The sequence below is a fragment of the Paenibacillus sp. plas6 genome (genome assembly GCF_057221655.1).
Genome location: NZ_CM170151.1, coordinates 4,496,002 through 4,517,093, shown reverse-complemented (window position 1 = coordinate 4,517,093; position 21,092 = coordinate 4,496,002). Strand labels below are relative to the sequence as shown.

At 40.7% G+C, this 21,092-nt stretch carries 17 protein-coding genes; 10 read left to right on the top strand and 7 right to left on the bottom strand.

The genetic code is table 11. The annotated features are described in order from the left end of the window. The first annotated feature begins 18 nt into the window (after positions 1–18). Both AC2TDL_RS20040 and AC2TDL_RS20035 read left to right on the top strand, forming a co-directional pair. Entirely contained in the window at positions 19–1,773 is a 1,755-nt protein-coding gene (locus AC2TDL_RS20040) for a hypothetical protein (RefSeq protein WP_484697841.1), read from the top strand. Positions 1,774–1,788: 15 nt separating this feature from the next. Beyond that, complete coding sequence (locus tag AC2TDL_RS20035) at positions 1,789–2,460, top strand: hypothetical protein (protein WP_484697839.1); 672 nt, start codon at positions 1,789–1,791, stop codon at positions 2,458–2,460. A gap of 134 nt (positions 2,461–2,594) precedes the next feature. Here the strand turns inward: AC2TDL_RS20035 and AC2TDL_RS20030 are convergent, their stop codons facing one another. The 3 genes from AC2TDL_RS20030 to fadR form a co-directional block, all read right to left on the bottom strand. Beyond that, positions 2,595–3,560, bottom strand: a complete 966-nt coding sequence (locus tag AC2TDL_RS20030) for an electron transfer flavoprotein subunit alpha/FixB family protein (RefSeq protein WP_484697837.1) — start codon at positions 3,558–3,560, stop codon at positions 2,595–2,597. Further along, a complete protein-coding gene (locus AC2TDL_RS20025) occupies positions 3,560–4,327 on the bottom strand; it encodes an electron transfer flavoprotein subunit beta/FixA family protein (RefSeq protein WP_484697835.1) in 768 nt (255 codons plus the stop codon). Before AC2TDL_RS20025 ends, AC2TDL_RS20030 begins: the two co-directional genes overlap by 1 nt. A 73-nt stretch (positions 4,328–4,400) precedes the next feature. Next, on the bottom strand, positions 4,401–4,982 hold the full coding sequence (gene fadR, locus AC2TDL_RS20020) for a fatty acid metabolism transcriptional regulator FadR (protein ID WP_484697833.1): 582 nt from the start codon (positions 4,980–4,982) through the stop codon (positions 4,401–4,403). Between the two features lie 181 nt (positions 4,983–5,163). Between fadR and AC2TDL_RS20015 the strand changes: the two genes are divergently transcribed. The 7 genes from AC2TDL_RS20015 (at position 5,164) to AC2TDL_RS19985 (ending at position 15,355) form a co-directional block, all read left to right on the top strand. Continuing rightward, entirely contained in the window at positions 5,164–7,350 is a 2,187-nt protein-coding gene (locus tag AC2TDL_RS20015; protein ID WP_484697832.1) for a heterodisulfide reductase-related iron-sulfur binding cluster, read from the top strand. Between the two features lie 2 nt (positions 7,351–7,352). Continuing rightward, the gene (locus tag AC2TDL_RS20010) at positions 7,353–9,755 is read left to right on the top strand and encodes a 3-hydroxyacyl-CoA dehydrogenase/enoyl-CoA hydratase family protein (RefSeq protein WP_484701318.1); all 2,403 of its coding nucleotides are present in this window, start codon (positions 7,353–7,355) and stop codon (positions 9,753–9,755) included. A 21-nt stretch (positions 9,756–9,776) separates the two neighbouring features. Next, entirely contained in the window at positions 9,777–10,958 is a 1,182-nt protein-coding gene (locus tag AC2TDL_RS20005; RefSeq protein WP_484697831.1) for an acetyl-CoA C-acetyltransferase, read from the top strand. Positions 10,959–11,021: 63 nt separating this feature from the next. Then, complete coding sequence (locus AC2TDL_RS20000) at positions 11,022–12,803, top strand: acyl-CoA dehydrogenase family protein (protein ID WP_484697829.1); 1,782 nt, start codon at positions 11,022–11,024, stop codon at positions 12,801–12,803. 26 nt (positions 12,804–12,829) lie between these two features. Beyond that, complete coding sequence (locus tag AC2TDL_RS19995; protein ID WP_484697828.1) at positions 12,830–14,536, top strand: long-chain-fatty-acid--CoA ligase; 1,707 nt, start codon at positions 12,830–12,832, stop codon at positions 14,534–14,536. A 61-nt stretch (positions 14,537–14,597) separates the two neighbouring features. Then, positions 14,598–15,026, top strand: a complete 429-nt coding sequence (locus AC2TDL_RS19990; protein ID WP_484697827.1) for a PaaI family thioesterase — start codon at positions 14,598–14,600, stop codon at positions 15,024–15,026. Next, positions 15,023–15,355 (top strand): SCP2 sterol-binding domain-containing protein, encoded by a 333-nt coding sequence (locus AC2TDL_RS19985; protein WP_484697826.1) that lies wholly within the window; start codon positions 15,023–15,025, stop codon positions 15,353–15,355. The genes AC2TDL_RS19990 and AC2TDL_RS19985 overlap by 4 nt, the downstream gene beginning before the upstream one ends. A gap of 246 nt (positions 15,356–15,601) precedes the next feature. On the opposite strand, the gene AC2TDL_RS19980 is transcribed toward AC2TDL_RS19985, so the two are convergent. The 3 genes from AC2TDL_RS19980 to AC2TDL_RS19970 all read right to left on the bottom strand — a co-directional run bounded on the left by AC2TDL_RS19980 (position 15,602) and on the right by AC2TDL_RS19970 (position 19,656). Beyond that, positions 15,602–16,453, bottom strand: coding sequence for an SDR family oxidoreductase (locus AC2TDL_RS19980; protein ID WP_484701316.1), 852 nt, complete (start codon positions 16,451–16,453; stop codon positions 15,602–15,604). A gap of 396 nt (positions 16,454–16,849) precedes the next feature. Then, on the bottom strand, positions 16,850–17,524 hold the full coding sequence (locus tag AC2TDL_RS19975; protein WP_484697824.1) for a stalk domain-containing protein: 675 nt from the start codon (positions 17,522–17,524) through the stop codon (positions 16,850–16,852). A gap of 212 nt (positions 17,525–17,736) precedes the next feature. After that, a complete protein-coding gene (locus AC2TDL_RS19970) occupies positions 17,737–19,656 on the bottom strand; it encodes a glycosyl hydrolase family 18 protein (RefSeq protein ID WP_484697823.1) in 1,920 nt (639 codons plus the stop codon). Positions 19,657–19,924: 268 nt separating this feature from the next. On the opposite strand from AC2TDL_RS19970, the gene AC2TDL_RS19965 reads away from it, so the two are divergent. After that, entirely contained in the window at positions 19,925–20,698 is a 774-nt protein-coding gene (locus tag AC2TDL_RS19965; protein WP_484697821.1) for a metal-binding protein ZinT, read from the top strand. 98 nt (positions 20,699–20,796) lie between these two features. On the opposite strand, the gene AC2TDL_RS19960 is transcribed toward AC2TDL_RS19965, so the two are convergent. Next, positions 20,797–21,084 carry a YxcD family protein gene (locus AC2TDL_RS19960; protein ID WP_484697819.1) on the bottom strand — a complete coding sequence of 96 codons (288 nt, stop codon included), beginning with the start codon at positions 21,082–21,084 and terminating at the stop codon, positions 20,797–20,799. Between the last annotated feature and the right edge of the window lie 8 nt (positions 21,085–21,092).

The window sequence follows — 21,092 nt, the reverse complement described above, 5'->3', positions numbered from 1 at the left end:
TGAGGACAAGGAGACGCTATGAATAAACAACTATTCACTCAGCTTGTAGAGCTTAATGATAACGCTGTCGCTTATGCTTTAGAACAGCAAATTCGCGATGCAGGGCGCAATGATGGGGGCATTAAAGAACCACATACAGGCTTACCAACGCCTACCCATGTCGGTACAGGTAGTGCGGTTGCCTCGTTGGTTGCCGCTCTTTATACGAAACAATCACGCTATTACCAAAGTGAAGAGGTGCGTGAAGCGTTACACCGCGCACTTGATTTTATTATTCGACGTCAGCATGATGACGGTACAATTTCACTAGGCAGCACGAACTTTAATTCGCCGCCAGATACTGCATTTATGGTAAATGGTATGGGGCAAATTTATAGTATTCTATTAAACGATTCATCTGACGCAGGGGTTCAGCTTGCAGAAAAAGTAAAATTATTTTTACAGCGTTCAATTCCAGCGATGCTGACGGGTGGAGCGCATACTCCTAACCATCGTTGGGTAATTGTTGGCGCTTTATCGTGGTTATATCACTTTTTTAAGGATGAAGCGTTAATAACTAGAATTGAGCAATGGTTAGATGAAGGGATCGATTGCACGCAAGATGGTGAATGGAGTGAACGCAGCAACGGAATTTATAATGCTGTTACTGATATTTCATTCATTTTTGCAGCAAAGCTATTGAATCGTCCAGAGCTGCTGGATGGTGTGCGACGTAATCTGGAGATGATGGCTTATCTAGTATATGATGATGGTGAAGTTATTACCGACTATTCTGGCCGTCAGGATTGGGGTGTAAGTCATTCGATAGAAGGATACAGCTTATGCTATCAATGGATGGCTTATATCGACAAAAATCCGTTATTTGCAACTATGTTTGACTTAACGGTTAAACATATGAACTATATCGGCTCTATCAATAATCATGCATTACTAGGAATGATGGCGCTAGATTATCCAAATATCGACGATCTTCCGCGTGAGCCGTTGCCAAATCATTTTATGAAAAAAATTAATTTTAATTATCCGATTGAGACGAATTTAGAGCAGATGAGCAGTGTTGGTCACCATGGCTTAATTGAGCACAGCAGTATGCATACTTCGTTCGGATCGCCGCTTGTCCGTTATAAAGACGATGATGAAACGGTGTTAATCATGACACGAACTCCTTCATTTTTGTCTGCTCGCAAAGGATCTGCTAAGTTAGTAGCTGTAAGTATTGTCAGCACATTTAGTCCTGGGATAACGATGATGGAAAAGATCGTTGAAACTGAGAACGGCTTTATCTTAAATGGCGGACATAAAAAAGGATATTATGGTCCGATTCCAAAGGATCGTCTGCCATCTACGGCAAGCTCGGCTTTAAGTCCGTGGTACTTGCTTCCGCATCAACACCGTCCGTTGACACATGTGCAGGAACAGCATATTCAGGTTACAGTAGTAAAAGAGGAAAGCAAATGGACCATCACGCTTGAAAGCGATGAACGTCCGGATGTAATTACTCAGCTTTCCCTATTGTTTGCCCCGGATAATGTACTATCCAGTGATGGACTTGAAGCAATTGAACCAAATCTTTCTTATTGGAACGATAACGTGTTAAAGGTGACAGGTAAAAATGGCGAATCATTCCGCATTTTAGGCGGTGCGAAGCAGCATTTGCAAGTTCAGCTTCGAAATTCGATTCCATCTGGAGCTTCTCAAAAGGTTATCATTAACTTGGTTACACCATTCAAACATCAGCTTGTTATTGATATGTCTGAAGAGAATGGAGCTTAGGGGAGGGAGAGATACGTGAACCTATCGTCAGTAGAGTTAGCTAAGCGCTATGCGCCAATCCTCAAACTAGATGTAAATGAGCCATTTATGCCTTACGCCGCCGGTGTAACCATATTTGAGAAGAAAGCAGCATCTCACTCTTTTAGAAGGAGTATTGAGTTTTTACCGCAAACAAAATTTGTTATTGAGTATGCTATCTTTTGGGATTATGACATTCAGCATTTATATGATTTAGAGCATATTTGGATCTATGTGGATGAACAGGACTCAGTTTACCACTGTGAGGCTAGCTTTCACGGCAAATACTTTAAAGGCTTATTAAAGGATCGTTCTAATCTTCATGGCGATCATGTTATGTTGTTTTGTCAACCGGGAAAACATGCTTTCTCCCCAATTGCAGAGATTTTTGATTTAATTCCTAAGGTTGAACTATCTACTAATAAAACAGCAGGCTGTGACGGGTTGCTTGTTCCGTGGCTTTTTGAAAATGATTTTTCTACTTCGCCAGAGCTTGATCGTAAAGTAGAGGCTTATATGAAACGTTTTGCTTTTAACCCCAAAGGGGAATATAGAAGTTATTGCTTCAAAGATGAGCAACTTATGAGCTGGATGAAGCTAAAGACGATTATACCATTGAGAATAAATGAGCAGATTAAGCTGATCGAAGAGTGGAGTAAAACGGGTTAAATGAAATGAAGGCTTGTATAAAAAGGTTATGAAATAGGGTGCTGTAACTTTAGCAATATAGATATAATGGCGCTGCTTTGACTAGAAGCAACGCCGTTTTTATTTAAACTTACGATTACTAGATTAATGGTTAATTACGCTTGCTTCACAGACCGAAGCTCCTCCGTTAAAATCGGAACGACTTCGAATAAATCGCCAACAATTCCATAATCAGCAACCTTAAAGATCGGTGCTTCAGGATCCTTATTAATCGCAATAATTACTTTTGATTGACTCATGCCTGCAAGATGCTGAATCGCACCGCTAATTCCACAAGCAATGTAGAGAAGCGGGGTAACTACTTTTCCTGTTTGACCAATTTGCAAGCTATAATCACAATAGCCTGCATCACAAGCTCCGCGCGAGGCACCAACCGCCCCGCCCAATACTTCAGCTAGCTCTTCTAACGGCTTAAAGCCTTCCGCACTTTTTACACCCCGTCCGCCAGAAACAACTACTTTCGCTTCAGCTAAATCCACTTTACCTGATGCTTTGCGCACAATATCTTTCACGATTGCCCTTAAGTCATTTGGCGGCTGAAAGCTCAATTTTTCAATTGACGCAGGTGTGGCTGCTTTTTCAGCTACAGCAATATTGTTAGGGCGAATCGTAATAATTTTCGCGCCTTCATCTGTAAATTGCTTTTTCTCAAACGCTTTTCCAGCGTAGATTGGCCGTATAAAGCTTTGCCCATCTATTGCTGTCACATCTGAAATTTGTCCAGCCTCAAGTTTTGCTGCTAATTGAGGTGCAAGGTCTCTGCCAATCGAGGTATGCCCCAAAATGATAACCGCATCCTGCTCGGCGATCACATTAAGTACAGCGGAGCTGTATAGTTCAGCAGAATACGAGGCTAAGGCATCATGCTCAATGAGATATAGCTTATTAGGAACGTATGCCGCAAACTCATTAGCTACAGAGTCAAGCTGGTTGCCTATTAAGAGGGCATGAATATCATTTTCATTTTGTGCTAAGAGACGAGCTGCTTGAAGCGCTTCCAAAGAAACTTGACGAAGCTTTCCATCACGAATTTCACCAATGACATAATATTGCTTACTCATTAGCTAATCACCCCAGTGCTTGAAATTATAGAAGCAAGCTTAACACTTTGTTCACGAATGTCACCTGTTAAAATTTGCCCAGCTTGACGCTTTGGAGGTAAATCTAACGAAAGAGTAGTTGTTTTAGGGAATATATCATTGATAGTTAAACCTAAATCAGCTAAAGTTAGCTCAGTAAATGGCTTTTTCTTAGCTTTCATAATTCCTGGCAGAGAAGGGTAACGCGGCTCATTAAGTCCTTGCTGGGCAGTAAATAAGGCTGGCAGCTTTACTTCAACAGTTTCGCTATCGCCTTCAGCATCACGGATAGCAGTTGCAGTAGCGCCGTCAATGTTCAGCTTCGTAATTGAGGAGATACTAGGTATGCCTAACAGGCTGGAGACACGTAATGCGACTTGGCCGCCTCCTGTATCAACGGAAAAGTTGCCGCCAAGGATTAAATCTGGCTGCTGGTTTTGCAAATAGGAAGCTAACACCTTTGCGACGCTATACTCATCGCCGGGAATTTGCTCATCGTTAATGAGAATAGCTTCATCAGCTCCCATAGCTAGCGCGGTTCGCAGCGCCTCCTGCGCGCGAGAAGGACCAACACTAATAACAACAACCTTGCCGCCATGTTGGTCGCGCTGCAGTAAAGCTTCTTCAACTGCATACTCATCGTAAGGGTTGATGACGTATTTAACACCTGAATCGTCAATTTTTCCATCAGCTAGCAAAATTTTTTCTTCTGTGTCAAACGTTTGCTTTAACAAAACATAAATATTCATCGAAATACCCCTCTTTCAAAATGAATTTTGACACATTTGAAGCTTATAGAAAACTAACTTCTTTTAGAAGTCATTATTTTAATGCTCTAATAAAGAAGTCCGCAGTGCCCTTAACTTGTGCAGAAAGTGAATATTTTTGACCACTGATTAGCCAAGAGGTAACAACCTCATCCATCGCGCCAAAAATAAGATGGCGGCAAAGCTTCACATCAAGATCTTGACGGAATGTTTTCTCGGCAACTCCTTTTTCTAAAATCTGTTCAATTAACTTTATATATGGCTTCACTGTCTCGCCAATTGCTTTACGCAGCTCAATATTGCTTTGTCTTAATTCGATTTGCGTAACATATGCTAGGTGAATATTGCGTTCAAGCTCGGTAAAATGGATTTCACAAATTTTCCGTAAAGCTTCCTCAGCATTGCTAGTATCTTTAATGCTTTCATGAAATTGCTCCACGAGATGCCCAAGTTTGGCGCGAAATAAGGAAATAAGAATGTCTTCCTTATTCTTAAAATATAAATAGATCGTACCGTCAGCAACACCGGCTTCTTTAGCGATTTTCGCAACCTGCGATCCGTGAAAGCCGTTTTCTGCGATGACTTTAAGTGCTGCATCTAAAATCATGTCATATTTTTTTTCTTTTCTACTTGCCATCTCGTCACCTCAGTGATAGAATTCATGGTAAATGAATGAATACTCATTCATTTTTCTTAATCTTATTGTAATCAGTCATGAATGTCAATCTGTGTTCAATAAGATTTTAAAAATATGCAAGTGAAACCGCTTACTTCCTAATTAAGCTAGCAATTAGTAATAGCGAAAGGAATGATTGTACATGGTTTGGCAGATTATGAATTTGCTTTGTACTTTGGCAGTAGCGGGATATGGCTTTTATCTGTTCTATCGAGCGGTATATCATCGCTATCTGTACATCTCTTTAGGAGTACCTGCTGATTTTAAGAAGCGAAGCGAGGGCAGGTGGAGAGAATTTCTTCTGCAAATCTTTGCTCATACTAAGCTCTTAAAGGATAGAAAAAGCGGGGGTATGCACATTTTTATCTTTTATGGCTTTATCATTTTACAGTTTGGTGCGCTTGACCTTATTGTAAAAGGATTAACTGGTGGCCGTCATATTCCTTTTCCTGCTTACGATGTCTTCAATCTACTCCAAGAACTAACAGTCATTAGCATTCTAATCGCCATGGCCTATGCTGGTTATCGGCGATATATTGAGAAGCTGCCTCGACTGAAACGTGGCTATAAACCCAGTATTGTACTTATCTTTATTTATAGCTTAATGATTTCCGTAATTTTCACCTTAACCTTTGAACGTATTTGGCATGAGCTAAAGTTTTCCTGGTATACGCCGATTAGCTCACTATTAGCTGAAGCATTCACCTTTCTTAGTCCAACTGCTGGTTTAGTGCTGTTTTATATTAGCTGGTGGGCGCATCTACTCATTCTTTTAGCCTTTCTTGTATATGTACCACAATCGAAGCATTTTCATCTTATCTCTGCACCAATTAATCTATGGTTTCGCCGCAAAGAGCCAGTTGGCAAGTTATCTGATCTTGATTTGGAAAATGAAGAAGCGGAAAACTTTGGCGTTGGGTCGATCGAGCATTTTACTAAAAAGCAAATGTTTGATTTTTATGCCTGCGTAGAGTGCGGTCGCTGCACCAATGTTTGTCCGGCAGCGAGTACAGGAAAGGCACTGTCGCCAATGCATATGATTACGAAGCTGCGCGATCATCTTACGGAAAAAGGCGAAGCGTTAACTGGAAAATCTGCTTTTTCACCACAATTTGCATTTTCTGAATCTGGCATGACCCATGCAATGCAAGCTAAGGCTGCTGGATTAAAGTATTGGAGCAGCCAAGGAATTACAAATATTGAGCCGACGATGGAATGGCAGAAGCATAGTTGGACGAACACAGAAAAAAGCGTGCAAGAGCTGGAATTAATCGGCGACGTGATGACAGAAGAGGAAATATGGGCTTGTACAACTTGTCGCAACTGCGAGGATCAATGTCCAGTTGGCAATGAGCATGTAGATAAAATCGTCGATATGCGTCGTTACCTTGTGTTAATGCAGGGCAGCATACCGCATGAAGGACAGCGCGCCATGCAAAACATCGAACGCCAAAGTAATCCTTGGGGCTTAAATCGTAACGATCGAGCAGCATGGACGGGGGATGTGGAGGGCATTAAAGTTCCAACTGTAAAAGAAAATCCACAGTTTGAATATTTATTTTTCGTTGGTTCAATGGGCTCTTATGACTTGCGCAGCCGCAAAATATCTAAAGCGCTAGTTAAATTATTGCACGAAGCTGGCGTAAGCTTCGCGATATTAGGCAATGAAGAAAAAAATTCAGGTGATACGCCACGTCGCATGGGTAACGAAATGCTGTTTCAGGAATTATGTGCTGCTAATATCGCTACGTTTCAAAAATATAATGTTCGGAAAATCGTAACAGCTTGCCCCCATACGTTTAATACATTGAAAAATGAGTATCCAGCCTTTGGTCTTGAGGGGGTAGAGGTTTACCATCATACGCAGTTGCTTGCTGAGCTAATCAAGCAAGACAAGTTAAAGCTTAAGTATAAGGTAAAAGAACGCGTGACGTACCACGATTCATGCTATTTGGGACGCTATAACAATATTTACGATGAGCCGCGCGAAATTTTACGTGCAATTCCTGGTATCGAGCTTTGCGAGCCGGCAAGAGCAAGGTCAAACGGCATGTGCTGCGGGGCTGGCGGCGGCATGATGTGGATGGAGGAAAATAACGGTAAACGGATTAATTTGGCACGAACTGAGCAGTTGCTTGAGGTAAAACCGACTATGCTCAGCAGTGCTTGCCCATATTGCTTAACGATGCTTGAAGATGGAACAAAGCTGAAGGAGGTTGAAGGTGAAGTAAAGGCGCGAGATATTGCAGAAATATTAGAGCTTGCTGTATTTGGCACTGAGCAAGCGGAGGATAATGTTGAAAATGTTGATGAGGAAATGGGGGCTTAATGATGACAAACGTTATTCGTAAAGCAGCAGTGATCGGATCTGGGATTATGGGATCTGGCATCGCTGCACATTTGGCTAACGCTGGTATTACAACATTATTGCTTGATATTGTACCAACTTCATTAAGTAAGGAAGAAGAGGCACTGGGATTAACTTTAGAAAGTCCAGTTGTTCGTAATCGTTTAGCTGTTAATGCGCTTGCTAAGCTAAAGAAAACGAATCCAGCACCTTTGTATGATGTGAGCTTTGCGGAACGAATTAAGCCGGGCAATATTGAAGACGATCTAGCAAAGCTTGCTGAGGTAGATTGGATTATCGAGGTTGTGGTAGAAAATTTAGCGATTAAGCAACAACTGCTAAGTCGTATTGAAGCAGTATGGAAACCAGGCATTATTGTCAGCTCAAATACGTCAGGCATTTCGATTGCTGAAATGTCGAAGCATACAAGCGAAGACTTCCAGTCCCATTTTTTAGGCACACACTTTTTTAATCCGCCGCGTTATATGAAGCTGTTAGAGGTTATTCCAGGACCATTTACTAAACCAGAGATCGTGCAAAAAATTAAAGCTATTGGCGAGCGACAATTAGGAAAAGGGGTAGTACTAGCGAAGGATACGCCTAATTTTATAGCCAATCGAATTGGCACATATGGTCTGCTCATTACGTTACAGGAAATGCAAAAAGCTGGGCTTACTGTTGAAGAAGTGGATGCAATTACTGGTCCAGCGTTAGGCAGACCGAAAAGTGCGACTTTCCGAACGTTAGATTTAGTAGGACTAGATACGTTTGTTCATGTTGCAAACAATGTGTATGACAATGTGCAGGATGAGCACGAACGAGATATATTTGCTCCCCATTCATTATTAACAGAGATGGTTGCGAGAGGCTGGCTGGGAGAAAAATCAGGGCAGGGCTTTTACAAAAAGCAAAAAGGGGCAAACGGCAGTGAAATTTTATCACTTAATCTTGCAACTTTAGATTATGTGCCAAGAAAAAAAGTAACTTCTTCATCATTAGAGGCGGCTAAGCTGGCTAAAGGCGCTCGCGCTAAAACGAAAGCACTAATAGCCGCAGGTGACAAATATTCAAGCTTTGCTTGGAACGTACTAAAATACGTTTTCATCTATTCCGCCCAAAAGCTAGGTGAAATAGCTGACACTGTTGAAGAAATTGATGCTGCAATGAAATGGGGCTTTAATTGGGAGCTAGGTCCATTCGAGACTTGGGATGCGCTCGGTCTCGTACAAACCATTGAGCGTATGAAAGGGGAAGGACTTACAGTTCCCGACTGGGTAGAGCAATGGATTGCCGCAGGAAACCATTCATTCTATAAGCAAGAGAACGGCCAAAAGTTTGTGATAAATACTAGTAAATTTATTTATAAAGAAGTAGAGCAACCTATCGAGGTTATTGATTTGCGTCAGTTAAAGGAGCAAGGGAAAGTAATTAAGTCAAATTCTGGTGCCAGCTTAATAGACTTAGGCGATGGTGTGGCATGTCTTGAATTTCATTCTCCTAATAATGCTATTGGCGGCGACATTCTTAGTATGATTAGTCAAAGCGTTGATGAAGTCAGCCGAAACTATGAAGGTTTAGTCATTGCGAATCAAGCAAAGAACTTTTGTGTCGGCGCTAACTTAATGCTTCTGCTAATGGAGGCACAGGATGGGGAATGGGATGAAATCGATGATATTATTCGCTTGTTCCAAAATACGATGATGAAGCTTAAGCGACTGGAAAAGCCAGTAGTAGCAGCGCCCCACCGTATGACACTGGGCGGCGGTGTTGAAGCATGTCTGCCTGCTGATACCATTGTTGCCTCAGCAGAAACATATTTTGGTCTAGTTGAAGTCGGTGTTGGGTTAATCCCAGCAGGTGGCGGCTGTAAAGAGCTTGCCTTAAGAGCGAGTGAGCAGCTATCTGCCCCAGAAGCAGATCTGCAGCCGTTATTGAATGCGATCTTTGAATTAATAGGGATGGCAAAGGTATCTACAAGCGGTCACGATGCGAAACGATTGGGCTACTTCCGTCCACAGGATCGAATTGTATTAAATGATGACCATCGCATTTATGAAGCGAAAAGAACGGTACTTGGTATGGCGCAAGTGGGTTATCAGCCAATTCCTGAAAAGAAAATTCGCGTTATCGGTAAGGAAGGTAAAGCAGTCTTGCAGCTTGGCGCGCTTGGAATGTATCAAAGCGGATATATATCTGAATACGATTTATTCATTGCTAAAAAATTAGCTCATGTCTTGGCAGGCGGAGATGTTCCTGCCGGTACGTATGTTTCCGAGCAATATATGCTTGATTTGGAGCGGGAAGCATTCCTTAGCTTATGTATGGAGCCGAAAACTCAGCAGCGGATGGAGCATATGCTCAAAAAAGGCAAAGCACTGCGTAACTAAAAGAAGAGGAGTGAGAATGAAATGAAGGAAGCTGTAATTGTATCGATGGCACGTACAGCAGTCGGCAAAGCGAAGAAAGGAAGTCTAGCCCAAACCCGTGCTGATGAACTAGGGAAGGCTGTACTCGAGGCTGTGATTGAGCGGGCTTCTGGCTTGAAAAAAGAGGATGTTGACGATGTTATTATCGGCTGCGCCATGCCAGAAGGAGAACAGGGGTTAAACTTTGCAAGAATTATGAGCTTATATGCAGGTTTTCCTGTTACTGTACCAGCGTTAACAATTAATCGCTTTTGCTCCTCTGGCTTACAGTCCATTGCCTTTGCTGCCGAGCGAATTATGTTAGGTCATGCCGATGTCATTATCGCTGGGGGAATAGAAAGCATGAGCCATGTGCCAATGACAGGGTTTAAAGTTTCTCCTAATCCCAAAATTGTTGAGACAATGCCAGAAGTTTATATTGGCATGGGGCATACGGCTGAAGAGGTCGCTGCAAGATTTCAAATTTCACGTGAGGAGCAAGATGCCTTTGCATTGCGCTCACATCAAAAAGCAGCTAAAGCAATTGCTGAAGGTAAATTTAAGGAAGAGATCGTTCCTCTTCAAGTTGAGCAGGTGCAGCTCGATGGCAAAGAGAAGTTGAAACATTCAAGCTTTATTTTCGACGTTGATGAAGGTGTGCGAGCAGATACATCACTAGAAGCGCTGGCTAAGTTAAAACCAGCCTTTAAGCTCGGCGGCACGGTAACAGCAGGCAACTCCTCACAAATGAGCGACGGAGCAGCTGCAGTAGTCGTAATGAGCAAAGATAAAGCAGAGGAACTGGGCTTAAAGCCGCTAGCTACGTTCAAGTCATTTGCTCTATCGGGGGTAGAGCCTGAAATTATGGGAGTTGGTCCTGTAACAGCGATTCCTAAAGCTTTACAAATGGCTAGATTGACGCTGGATGATATTGATCTGTTTGAGATAAATGAAGCATTCGCTTCACAATGTATTCATATTATTCGTGAACTTGGAATAGATGAAGAAAAGGTAAATGTAAATGGCGGGGCAATTGCCTTAGGTCATCCACTAGGTTGTACAGGTACTAAGCTGACAACGACGTTAATTAGTGAACTAAAGCGCAGAGGCGGCGGCTACGGTATTGTAACGATGTGTATTGGCGGTGGCATGGGTGCAGCTGGAGTGCTCGAAGTTCATGCTTAATGGCACATATTTGAGAATGTTTCAAAATGAGAGGCTTATTCTGAATGTAAAGGAGAGATGAATATGAGTACAACAACAACTAAAGTGCTGGGCGGCAGCTTTATTATTGATGAGGTTGACGTACAATCTGTCTTTATTCCAGAGGATTTTTCCGATGAACATCGAATGATTGCAGAAACAACGGAGCAGTTTATTCTAGGTGAAGTAGTGCCGCACGATGAAGAAATCGAAAAGCTAAATTATGAGCTTACGGTGCAATTAATGCAGAAAGCAGGAGAGCTGGGGTTAATTGGAGTTGAGGTGCCAGAAGCATATGGCGGGCTTGGGCTAGATAAAATTAGCGCCTCGCTTGTCAGCGAAAAATTGAGCAAAGCGTCATCATTTGCTTTATCGATTGGCGCACATGTTGGAATCGGCACGCTACCGATTGTTTACTTTGGTACAGAGGAGCAAAAGCAAAAGTATTTACCGCCACTTGCTACTGCGGAAAAAATCGCGGCATATTGCTTAACAGAGCCATCTTCTGGATCGGATGCTTTAGGAGCTAAAACGACTGCTGTCTTATCTGAAGATGGAACGCATTATATCTTAAATGGTACGAAGCAATTTATTACAAATGCAGGTTTTGCTGATATTTTCATTGTTTATGCCAAAGTTAATGGCAAAGATTTTAGCACCTTTATTGTTGAACGTACAATGGAAGGTGTTAGCATTGGACCAGAGGAGAAGAAGATGGGAATAAAAGGGTCCTCTACCTGCCCATTAATTTTGGAAGATGTTAAAGTTCCTGTCGAGAACTTGTTATGGGAAGTAGGTAAAGGGCACTTAATTGCCTTCAATATTTTAAATATTGGCCGCTTTAAGCTGGCAACTGGTTGCTTAGGTGCATCAAAAGATTCAATTGAGCTTGCGGCAAAATATGCGAACCAGCGCACACAATTTGGTAAAACTATTTCTTCTTTCCCGTTAATCGGAAAAAAATTAGCCGAGATGAATATTTTAACTTATGTTACAGAAAGCATGGTTTATCGTACGGCTGGCTTAATAGATGTTGGACTTCAAGTTGTTGATCATTCAAGTGAAGATGTAGGCTATCAATCTGCGAAGGCGATTGCAGAATATCAGCTGGAATGCTCATTAAATAAAGTTTTTGCTTCTGAAGCGCTAGATCAAATAGTTGATGAAGCCGTGCAAATACATGGCGGATACGGCTTTACCCAAGAATATCGCGTTGAGCGCAACTATCGTGATTCTCGCATTAATCGTATTTTTGAAGGAACGAACGAAATCAATCGTCTGTTAATACCTGGCGCTCTTATTAAACGGGCGATGAAGGGAGAACTTCCTTTAATGCAAAGAGCGATGACGCTGCAGGAGGAGCTGCTTAGCCCGATTCCACCGCAAAGCTTTGAAGCAAGGCTAGAGCAAGAAGGCCATTTAATTAAAATGGCGAAAAAAATCTTCTTAATGTGCGGGGCACAGGCTGTGCAAAAATATCAATTAAAGCTAGAGGAGCAGCAGGAAATATTAAGCCATTTAGCGGATATGATGATTGCCGTTTTTGCGATGGAAAGTGCTTATTTACGTACACAAAAACGAATTGCGAGAAATAGCGAGGAGCAAAATGAGCTTGCGATTGAAATGACCGAGGTGTTCATTCATGAGGAATTTGGCAAAATAGAGCAGGCTGCTAAAGAAATTTTAGCGGCAATGGAAAGCGGCGATACATTGCGTACCCAGCTTTCAATTTTGAAAAAGCTAGCAAGAAGAACGAATATTAACATTCTAGGATTAAAACGAAGCATTGCAGCTAGAGTCATTTCTGCAGAAAAGTATGTGAACTAATTCTGCGAATGAATGGAGTGAGCCATGTGACTAGTCCAGCTCATTTGAAATTTTACCCTGAAGAAGTGCCAGCAACGCTTCATTATCCGAAACATAATCTAGCTAAAATACTCGTCGATACGGCGCAGAAACATCCTAAATATACTGCATTTAATTTTTTAGGTTATACGATGAACTATGAAACTTTGTTAAAATCTTGCTACCGTTTTGCGAATGCCTTGCTTCGGCTTGGCATTCGTAAAGGGGATCGGGTAGCAATTATGCTGCCTAATTGTCCCCAGGCGATCATTGCATACTACGGTACGCTATTATTTGGCGGTATAGGAGTAATGACCAATCCGCTTTATATGCCGCGCGAAATTGAGCATCAGATGAGGGATTCTGGTGCAAGAGTGATCGTTACATTAGAGCAATTAGTCGATCGGGTGGAAAAGGCAATGAGCAGTCAGCCGATGGAATATATTGTTGTGACCTCGATTAAAGATTATTTGCCATTTCCGAAATATGTGCTCTATCCAATTGCAGCAAAGCGGGATGGGACTTTAGCTAAAGTAAACTATGATCATCGTATTTTACGGTTTGTCTCGCTCTTAAAGCAAGGTTCACCAGAACCAGTTTATCAGGAAGTAAATGCCGAAGAAGAGTTAGCGTTAATTCAATATACCGGCGGGACAACAGGTGTAGCCAAAGGAGTAATGTTGACGCACTATAATTTGCTCGTAAATACGACACAGGCAGGTACATGGTGTTACCGCGTTAATCGACCGAAGGAACGCTATTTAGCAGCACTTCCTTTCTTTCACGTATTTGGATTAACGGTATTGCTTAATCTTAGCGTTAAAACTGTCGGCACATTAATCCTCATCCCGCGCTTTCAAATTGCCCAAGTCGTAAAAGCCATTCAGAAGTATAAAGCGACAATATTCCCAGGCGCACCAACAATGTATATTTCATTAATTAATTATCCAGAGGTTTCTAAGTACGATCTTTCTTCAATTGCCGTTTGTGTAAGTGGCGCAGCTCCATTGTCGCTAGAAGTGCAAGAAAAATTCGAGCAATTAACGGGCGGCAAGTTAATTGAAGGTTATGGCTTAACTGAAACTTCCCCCATTACCCACGCGAATCCAATTTGGGGCGCACGTAAATCAGGCTCAATAGGTATTCCATTTCCTGATACAGAAGCAAAAATTGTCGATCCGCATACAGGCGAGCCACTACCAATCGGAGAAATTGGAGAATTAGTTGTTAAAGGTCCGCAGGTAATGAGGGGATATTGGAATAATCCGATTGAAACGGAGCGTGTGTTAAAGGACGGATGGCTGTCTACAGGTGATTTGGGACGAATGGATGAAGACGGATTTTTCTATATTCTCGACCGTCGTAAAGATCTGATCATAGCTGGCGGCTACAATATTTATCCGCGTGAAGTTGAGGAAGTATTGTATGAGCATCCTGATGTAGAAGAGGCAGTGGTAGCAGGCATGGTTGATCCATATCGCGGGGAAACCGTTAAAGCTTATATTGTATTAAAAGACGGTGCTACTGTCTCGGCAGCAGAGTTAAAAGCATTCTGCAAAGAGCGATTAGCGGCTTATAAGGTGCCACAAGTCTATGAGTTTCGTGATAGCTTACCAAAAACATTAGTCGGAAAAATATTGCGTCGTAAGCTGATTGAGGAGGAAATGTTGAAACAGGCGGAGGAGCAAGATACTAGTAAACCGAAATCTAGTTAATTGAAATCTATATGCTTATGACAGAGGAATGATGTCTAATAAGAGGGAGTGGAGACTCTGTATGAAGACGATTTTTTCAGAGGAGGACCTACAAAGACTAGCGCAAATGACCGAAGGAACTTTTTGGCATTACTTAGGCTGCGAATTAGTAGAGGCAACAGAAGAAAAAGTAGTAGCAGCTATTGACTTAAAGCCGCATCATCTTAATATGGTTGGCAGTCTTCACGGTGGGGTGCATGCTTCATTAATGGACTCGGCAATGGGATTTTTGGCGACGATCCAAAAGCAAGGTCAACATACGGTCACAGTTTCCTTAAATGTAAATTATTTGGCGGCAATAAGTGAGGGCAAGATTACAGTTGAAGCTAAAGTGGTGCATACTTCTCGAAAAATGATTTATACCGAGGCAAAAATAACTAATCAAGAGCAGCGATTATTAGCTACAGGAACTGGAATATTTCGCGTAATTGAGAAGGGAGCATCAAAATGAGCGATCAAGTTTTAGATTTGCTAAAGCAGTTGCAGCAGCGTATGTTAGCTCAGCCACAAGCTATTGCTCAGCTTCATTATTATTATTGTTTTCAGTTAAAGGAAGGCTGGCAAGTATTTGTACTGATTGATGACGAGGAAGTAACAATAAGTGATGTGCAAACAGAGCGTCAACTCGATTGTACAATTATTTTATCAGAGAAGGACATGATTAAGCTGCTGTCCCATCAACTAAGTGCAGCGATTGCCTATATGACAGGAGCGATTAAAGTCGAGGGAAGATTAGGCCCCGCACTAAAGCTGCTGGAGGCTTTAGGAAGCTATAAGTGATTAACTGAATGAAGAATAAAAAAGATTGAAAACGCTTCAATTTCTAAAAATAGAATTGAAGCGTTTATTTTTACATAAACAGATCTTTATAAAAAACAAAAGCAAAGAATATAATACCGAGCACATTTAATAGTAAAAAAAGTACGAAAACACCAATCATTATAGCCTTAACAACCGCTGGAGCTATTTTCATAAATGAATGATAACCTCCTATTAACCCCTATGAATTAGAACAGTAGCGTCAGTCTATGGACGATTAGTTTTAGCTTTATCAGTTAAAGCATTCCATTCGTCATCTGATAACGAAAGCAAATCGTTAAACTCTCCTGCTCCTTGCAACCATTCCCCACCGTCGATTGTAACTACTTCACCATTAATATAAGCGGCGTAATCCGAAATTAAGTATGCTGCTAAATTAGCCAGCTCCTCATGCCTGCCAAACCTGCCTAACGGAACTCGAGCAGCCATCTTTTCTAAAAATTTTGCACTAGGGGCAAGTCTTTCTGTTGCTCCCTCTGTAGGAAAAGGACCAGGAGCAATTGCTACTTGTCGGATTCCATGTCTAGCCCATTCAACAGCTAGTGAGCGTGTTAACGCAAGCACACCAGCCTTAGCTGCAGCAGAAGGGACGACAAAGGCTGAGCCAGTTGAGGCATAAGTCGTTACAATATTTAACATTACTCCGCCATGACCTTGTTCAATCCAACGTTTGCCAAGCTCTAAAGTAGTATAAAATGTGCCATGCAGTACAATATTTAACACCGTGTCAACTGCTCTTGGAGACAGCCGCTCTGTCGGACTAATAAAATTTCCAGCAGCATTGTTAACAAGCACATCAATTCTGCCAAAGTGCCCCATCACTTGCTCGATCGCTTGCGCTACATTTTCAGCGTTTCGAACATCACAAAGTGCATAAAATACTTGTCTTTCTGCAGTGCTAAGCTCTCTGCTTGCTGCTTTAAGATTTTGTTCATTGCGACTTATAAGAGCAATATCTGCCCCTAATGAAATAAACGTCTTAGCCATCGCTTTTCCTAAGCCTGTAGCGCCCCCTGTAATTAACACAACTTTTCCTTTAAGCAGATCATTAGCAAACAAAGTCAAGACGGCTCACTCCTTACACTAGAAATATTTACCTTTTTTAATTATAGCTTGAATTTCTGCTCGAAGTCTAATAAGACAGTTTAATCGTACGCTTTAAGCTGAACATAAGTTAAGAATAGAGTTCATGAGTTAAGAAAAAAAGCAGCTGAGGAAATGGTTAGGAGGGCGGGGGCATAAATCTTTATATGAAGCGCATTTCGTTGCAAATGAATAGTGCAATAGGAAGTAATAGATGATCGCTGTCATATTGAGCTGCTATAAACTTCCAGATAAAAACTCCCCGATAAACGAACAGATTTTATTTTTTAATCTGTCTATCTAACGGGGAGCTTATGATATAAAACTCGGAGTCTATTGACTTAATCTATATGAATAAATTTCAATTTATCATTACTTATAATAGGAGGTAGTGAGAGGGACAAATACTTTACCGCCATTTTTAGCATCAGCGTAAATATATAGCGTGTCTACTCCGCCAATATTTGCTTCTACTGTAACAAGTTCTTGTTCAGGAGTGATAAGTTCTACAGTTTTTAAAACAACATTATTGTTAGAATCTTTAATCGTTAAGTTTTCAATTGGCTCATCAATTGCAGCAATTTGCAAGTAAAGCTTTTGATATTGCTTTTTCGGATAAAGCATAAAGCTTGCAGAACGGTTGCTGTCAGCATTATTGAAATAAGCTTCTTTATAATCTTTTCCTTTGTAGGTAGTAAATTGCGGATCTTTTGTATGATACATATCGTTGAATCCTTTGGAAATTGCAATTCCGTCCACTTTTTCACCTAAATTTACAGTGTCAGTCTTAGAATCATAATTAACTGCAATGCCTAGAGCATCTGAAACAGCGCGAACTGGTAAATAGGTTGTATTGTTGTATGAGATAGGAACAATGTTTTGACCATTAGAATCTTTCAACTGAGTTGGTACACCGTCAACTTTAATTGATATTCCTGGATTCAAATATGCTTTAATTTCTTGCAGTTTTGTTGCTGCAAATGCACCAGTTGCCATGCTTGCTACAACCGTAGTTGCCATCACCGCTACAAACATTTTCTTTTTCAAGAACTCTCACTCCTATTTGAAAATTTGTTCATGCATTAATAATAGAATACCATAATTGAAAAAAAATACATGAGAAAATTTTCCTTTATTAATGAAATAGGTAATTTGAACTGGAAATTCCATAAAAAAGCCAACATTACAAAAATACTCATAATGTTGGCTTAATAAATTATAGTTTTATAAAAATATAATAAGTGCTTTAGTAGTTTAAGTTATTTTTCTTTAATTTGAAGCATTGCATCCCATAGGCTGGCATCCTCATAGCCCAGTCGCCATGCAGAAACACCGGCAAGATCATATTTTTTCGCTAGTTTCACACGTTCTAGCACGGTATCTTTAGTTTCAGCCCAGAAAATATAGGTATAGCCATCTTTTTTATAGCTGTACTTATATTGACCAGTAGCTTCATCAAAAGTAGCAGTTGCTTTATTTTTTTCTACGTAAGAAGGAATATCCTTCATTAGCAATGTTGAATTATCTACTAGCTTACCTGAACTATCTAGCTTCCAGACACGTGAATAGAATGGAATGCCTAAAATTAACTTGCTCCTTGGAATACCATAGCTTAGGTGTTGCTTAATTCCTTCCTCAGTCCAGCTAAGGCTGCTGACAGAGCCAGGTGTATCCGAGCCGCTCCAATGCTCATCATAAGCCATAATAACGACGAAATCTACGATTTTACCAATTGCTTCATAATCATATGCCGTTAAATGATTCCATCGCACATCCCCGCGCAACAGGTCGATAGAAACGGTCATATTATTAGCATGCGCTGCTTCAGTAAATTTCTTGACAAAGCGTGTATAGGCATTACGATCAGAGGCTGCGATCCCTTCAAAATCTAGGTTAACACTTTTAGCTTTAATGTTAACAAGACTCTTCATAATGGCGTCAATAAAAGTTTGTTGTGCGCTAGTGCTAGCAAGGAATTTGGATGTCATCTCTTTATCAAATTCATTGTGCACTAATGGAACAACATCAACTCCGCTTTTTGCATATTCAGCTACTAATGCAGCGTTGGAAGAGTCGTTCAGTTTACCTGTTGAATTCACTAATGTGTACCAAGTAGGGGAGACTATATTAAGCCCCTGTGTATTGTTAACCTGGCTTTTTATTGTGTTTACTGAACTAGAGCCATTCCAAGCCATATAAATAAAGTTTTTTCCGGTAGCAACATATAGCTTACGTCCATCAGCATTTTTCACGGTTGCATCTGTAAATTGCTTGGCATAGCTTAAGGCACTGTTTAACGAGTAAAACTGCTTATGAAGCGTGTCGTTTAAATAAACGGAATAATATTGCACGCTGCTCCAAAGAACACCATCATTAAGTTTAACTTCAGCAGCAGTCAATGATTTTGCGGTCTTAACTGCAGCCTCTAACGTAGAGTGCTTTTTAGCTAGCTTGCCTTGACTGTATACCTCATAGATTAATAGATTTTGATGCACCGATTTACCCGTTTTAGTATTAATGACTTCGCTATTGCTTAACTTATTGGCAGCCTCAATGGCATCTTTAAGGAAAGCGTATGACTCGCCATCTTTTGCGGGCTCACCATTCACATAAACAACATATTTACTTTCCTGAGCACGTTGCTCTGCGATCATTTTATCGGTCAAATTATCCCAAACCCATTGCTTCGTGCTTAGGTTAATAATATGAGCATTACTCCATTTTTTTGCTTCTTTTTTAGCATCTTCTAAACTTCGAAATTGCCAACTTGGCTTTGTATTATCTCCTTGATAGAGGACATACTTAGCAAAGTTTTCATATGCCCAACCTACATTTTGCAGTTCTCTTACATAGGAATTAATATTTTGCGAGGCAACTTTTTTCGCCTCAGATAGAGTTGCAAATTCAAGCTTAGTAGAGGATTTCCCATTTATGTATACCTTATAGTTAGGGATATTATGCCATACCCATCCACGACTGCTAATTTTCTCAACATGGCTGTACTCAAAAAATTTGGCATATGCAATTGCTTCATTTTGAGTTGCAAACTCTTTTAAAGGCTTGTCATTTTGATAGACTCGATATTGTGTTATACCTGCTGCATCTACTGCTTGCTGGAGCGGTTGGAAATTTAAACAAAGTAACACGATAGCAAGCAACGAAATTCCTAATCGTCTCAAGAAACCCATCACCCTCCTAATATAGATTAATTCTAGTATAACGTGAAAAAAGAGAGAAGTAACTTGGTAGATTATGAGAAGTTTTAATAATTTAGTGAAAGTTACAGATAGAAAAAACTAGTAGATGCAGGAAATAGGAAGCGAGCAATTTCCTGTTAATGTCCAACCTGCAAATGATTATTCGTAATAATTACTATTAGTCTTGACAATAGTAAAGTGTGGTTGTATTATCTATTCGTAATAATTACGAATAAGGAGAGTGTTATTAATGAAAAGAACATCATTGAAATGGGCATCGCTTGTTGCGCTAGGATTATTATTAATGGGGTGTCAGGCAGAAAAGTCTCCGGACGGAGCAACAGCCAATTCAATTGAAAGTAGTAAGTCAGTGGAAACTGAACAGGGTAATCATGGTCATGCTCAGGAGACAGAACACCATGACCATAGCGAAGAAGGAGCAAATGAGCATCATCATGCACATAACCATAGTGATGATGAGCAGGAAAAGCAAATTTATAAAGGTTACTTTGAGGATTCACAAGTTGAGGAGCGTATGCTGTCAGATTGGGAGGGAGATTGGCAATCCGTTTACCCATATTTGCTTGATGGCACACTTGATGAAGTATTTACACATAAAGCCGAGACAACTGGAAAAATGACTGCGGAGGAATATAAACAATACTATACGATTGGCTATAAAACAGATACTGAACGAATTATAATTGAAGGTGATCAAGTGACCTTTGTTACAAATGGGAACAGTGTTACAGGAACGTATAAAAGTGATGGTTATGAAATATTAACCTATGAAGCTGGAAATCGAGGTGTACGCTACATATTTAAATTGCAAGAGGAAAAGGAAGGTCTTCCAAAATATATTCAATTCAGTGATCACCGTATTTCGCCTTATAAGGCTGATCATTATCATTTATATTGGGGAGATGATCGAGCAGCTTTGCTGCAGGAAGTCACAAATTGGCCTACCTATTATCCGTCTAATTTGGATGGTAAAGCAATTGCTGAAGAAATGATGAGTCACTAAATAGCTGTACAGATACAATTCGCAGCATTTTAGCAAATAAAAAAGCAAGGGAATTGAAATTTTTGATTTCAAATCCCTTGCTTGGAAGTATTAATGAATTAGGCTCTAGTTTCAGCCCAAAATTGCTCTGCTTCTTCATCAATGCCTAAAACGATGTCGGAACGGAATACACGTAATTGATATTCTGTGTAAAAGTACTGTTCTAAAGCTTCCAAAATATTGGCTTGCAAAATATATTGCGAGCGGCCATTGACCCACACTTCCGCAGTGTAGCCATATTCCTCATCCCATGAAAGCTGAACCTCGACATCGGTTGGTTTAACTCCGCGGCGATCAGCCATATTTAAACAAATTGCATTGATGATTTCATCTGTATAAATACGCATTGTTTATC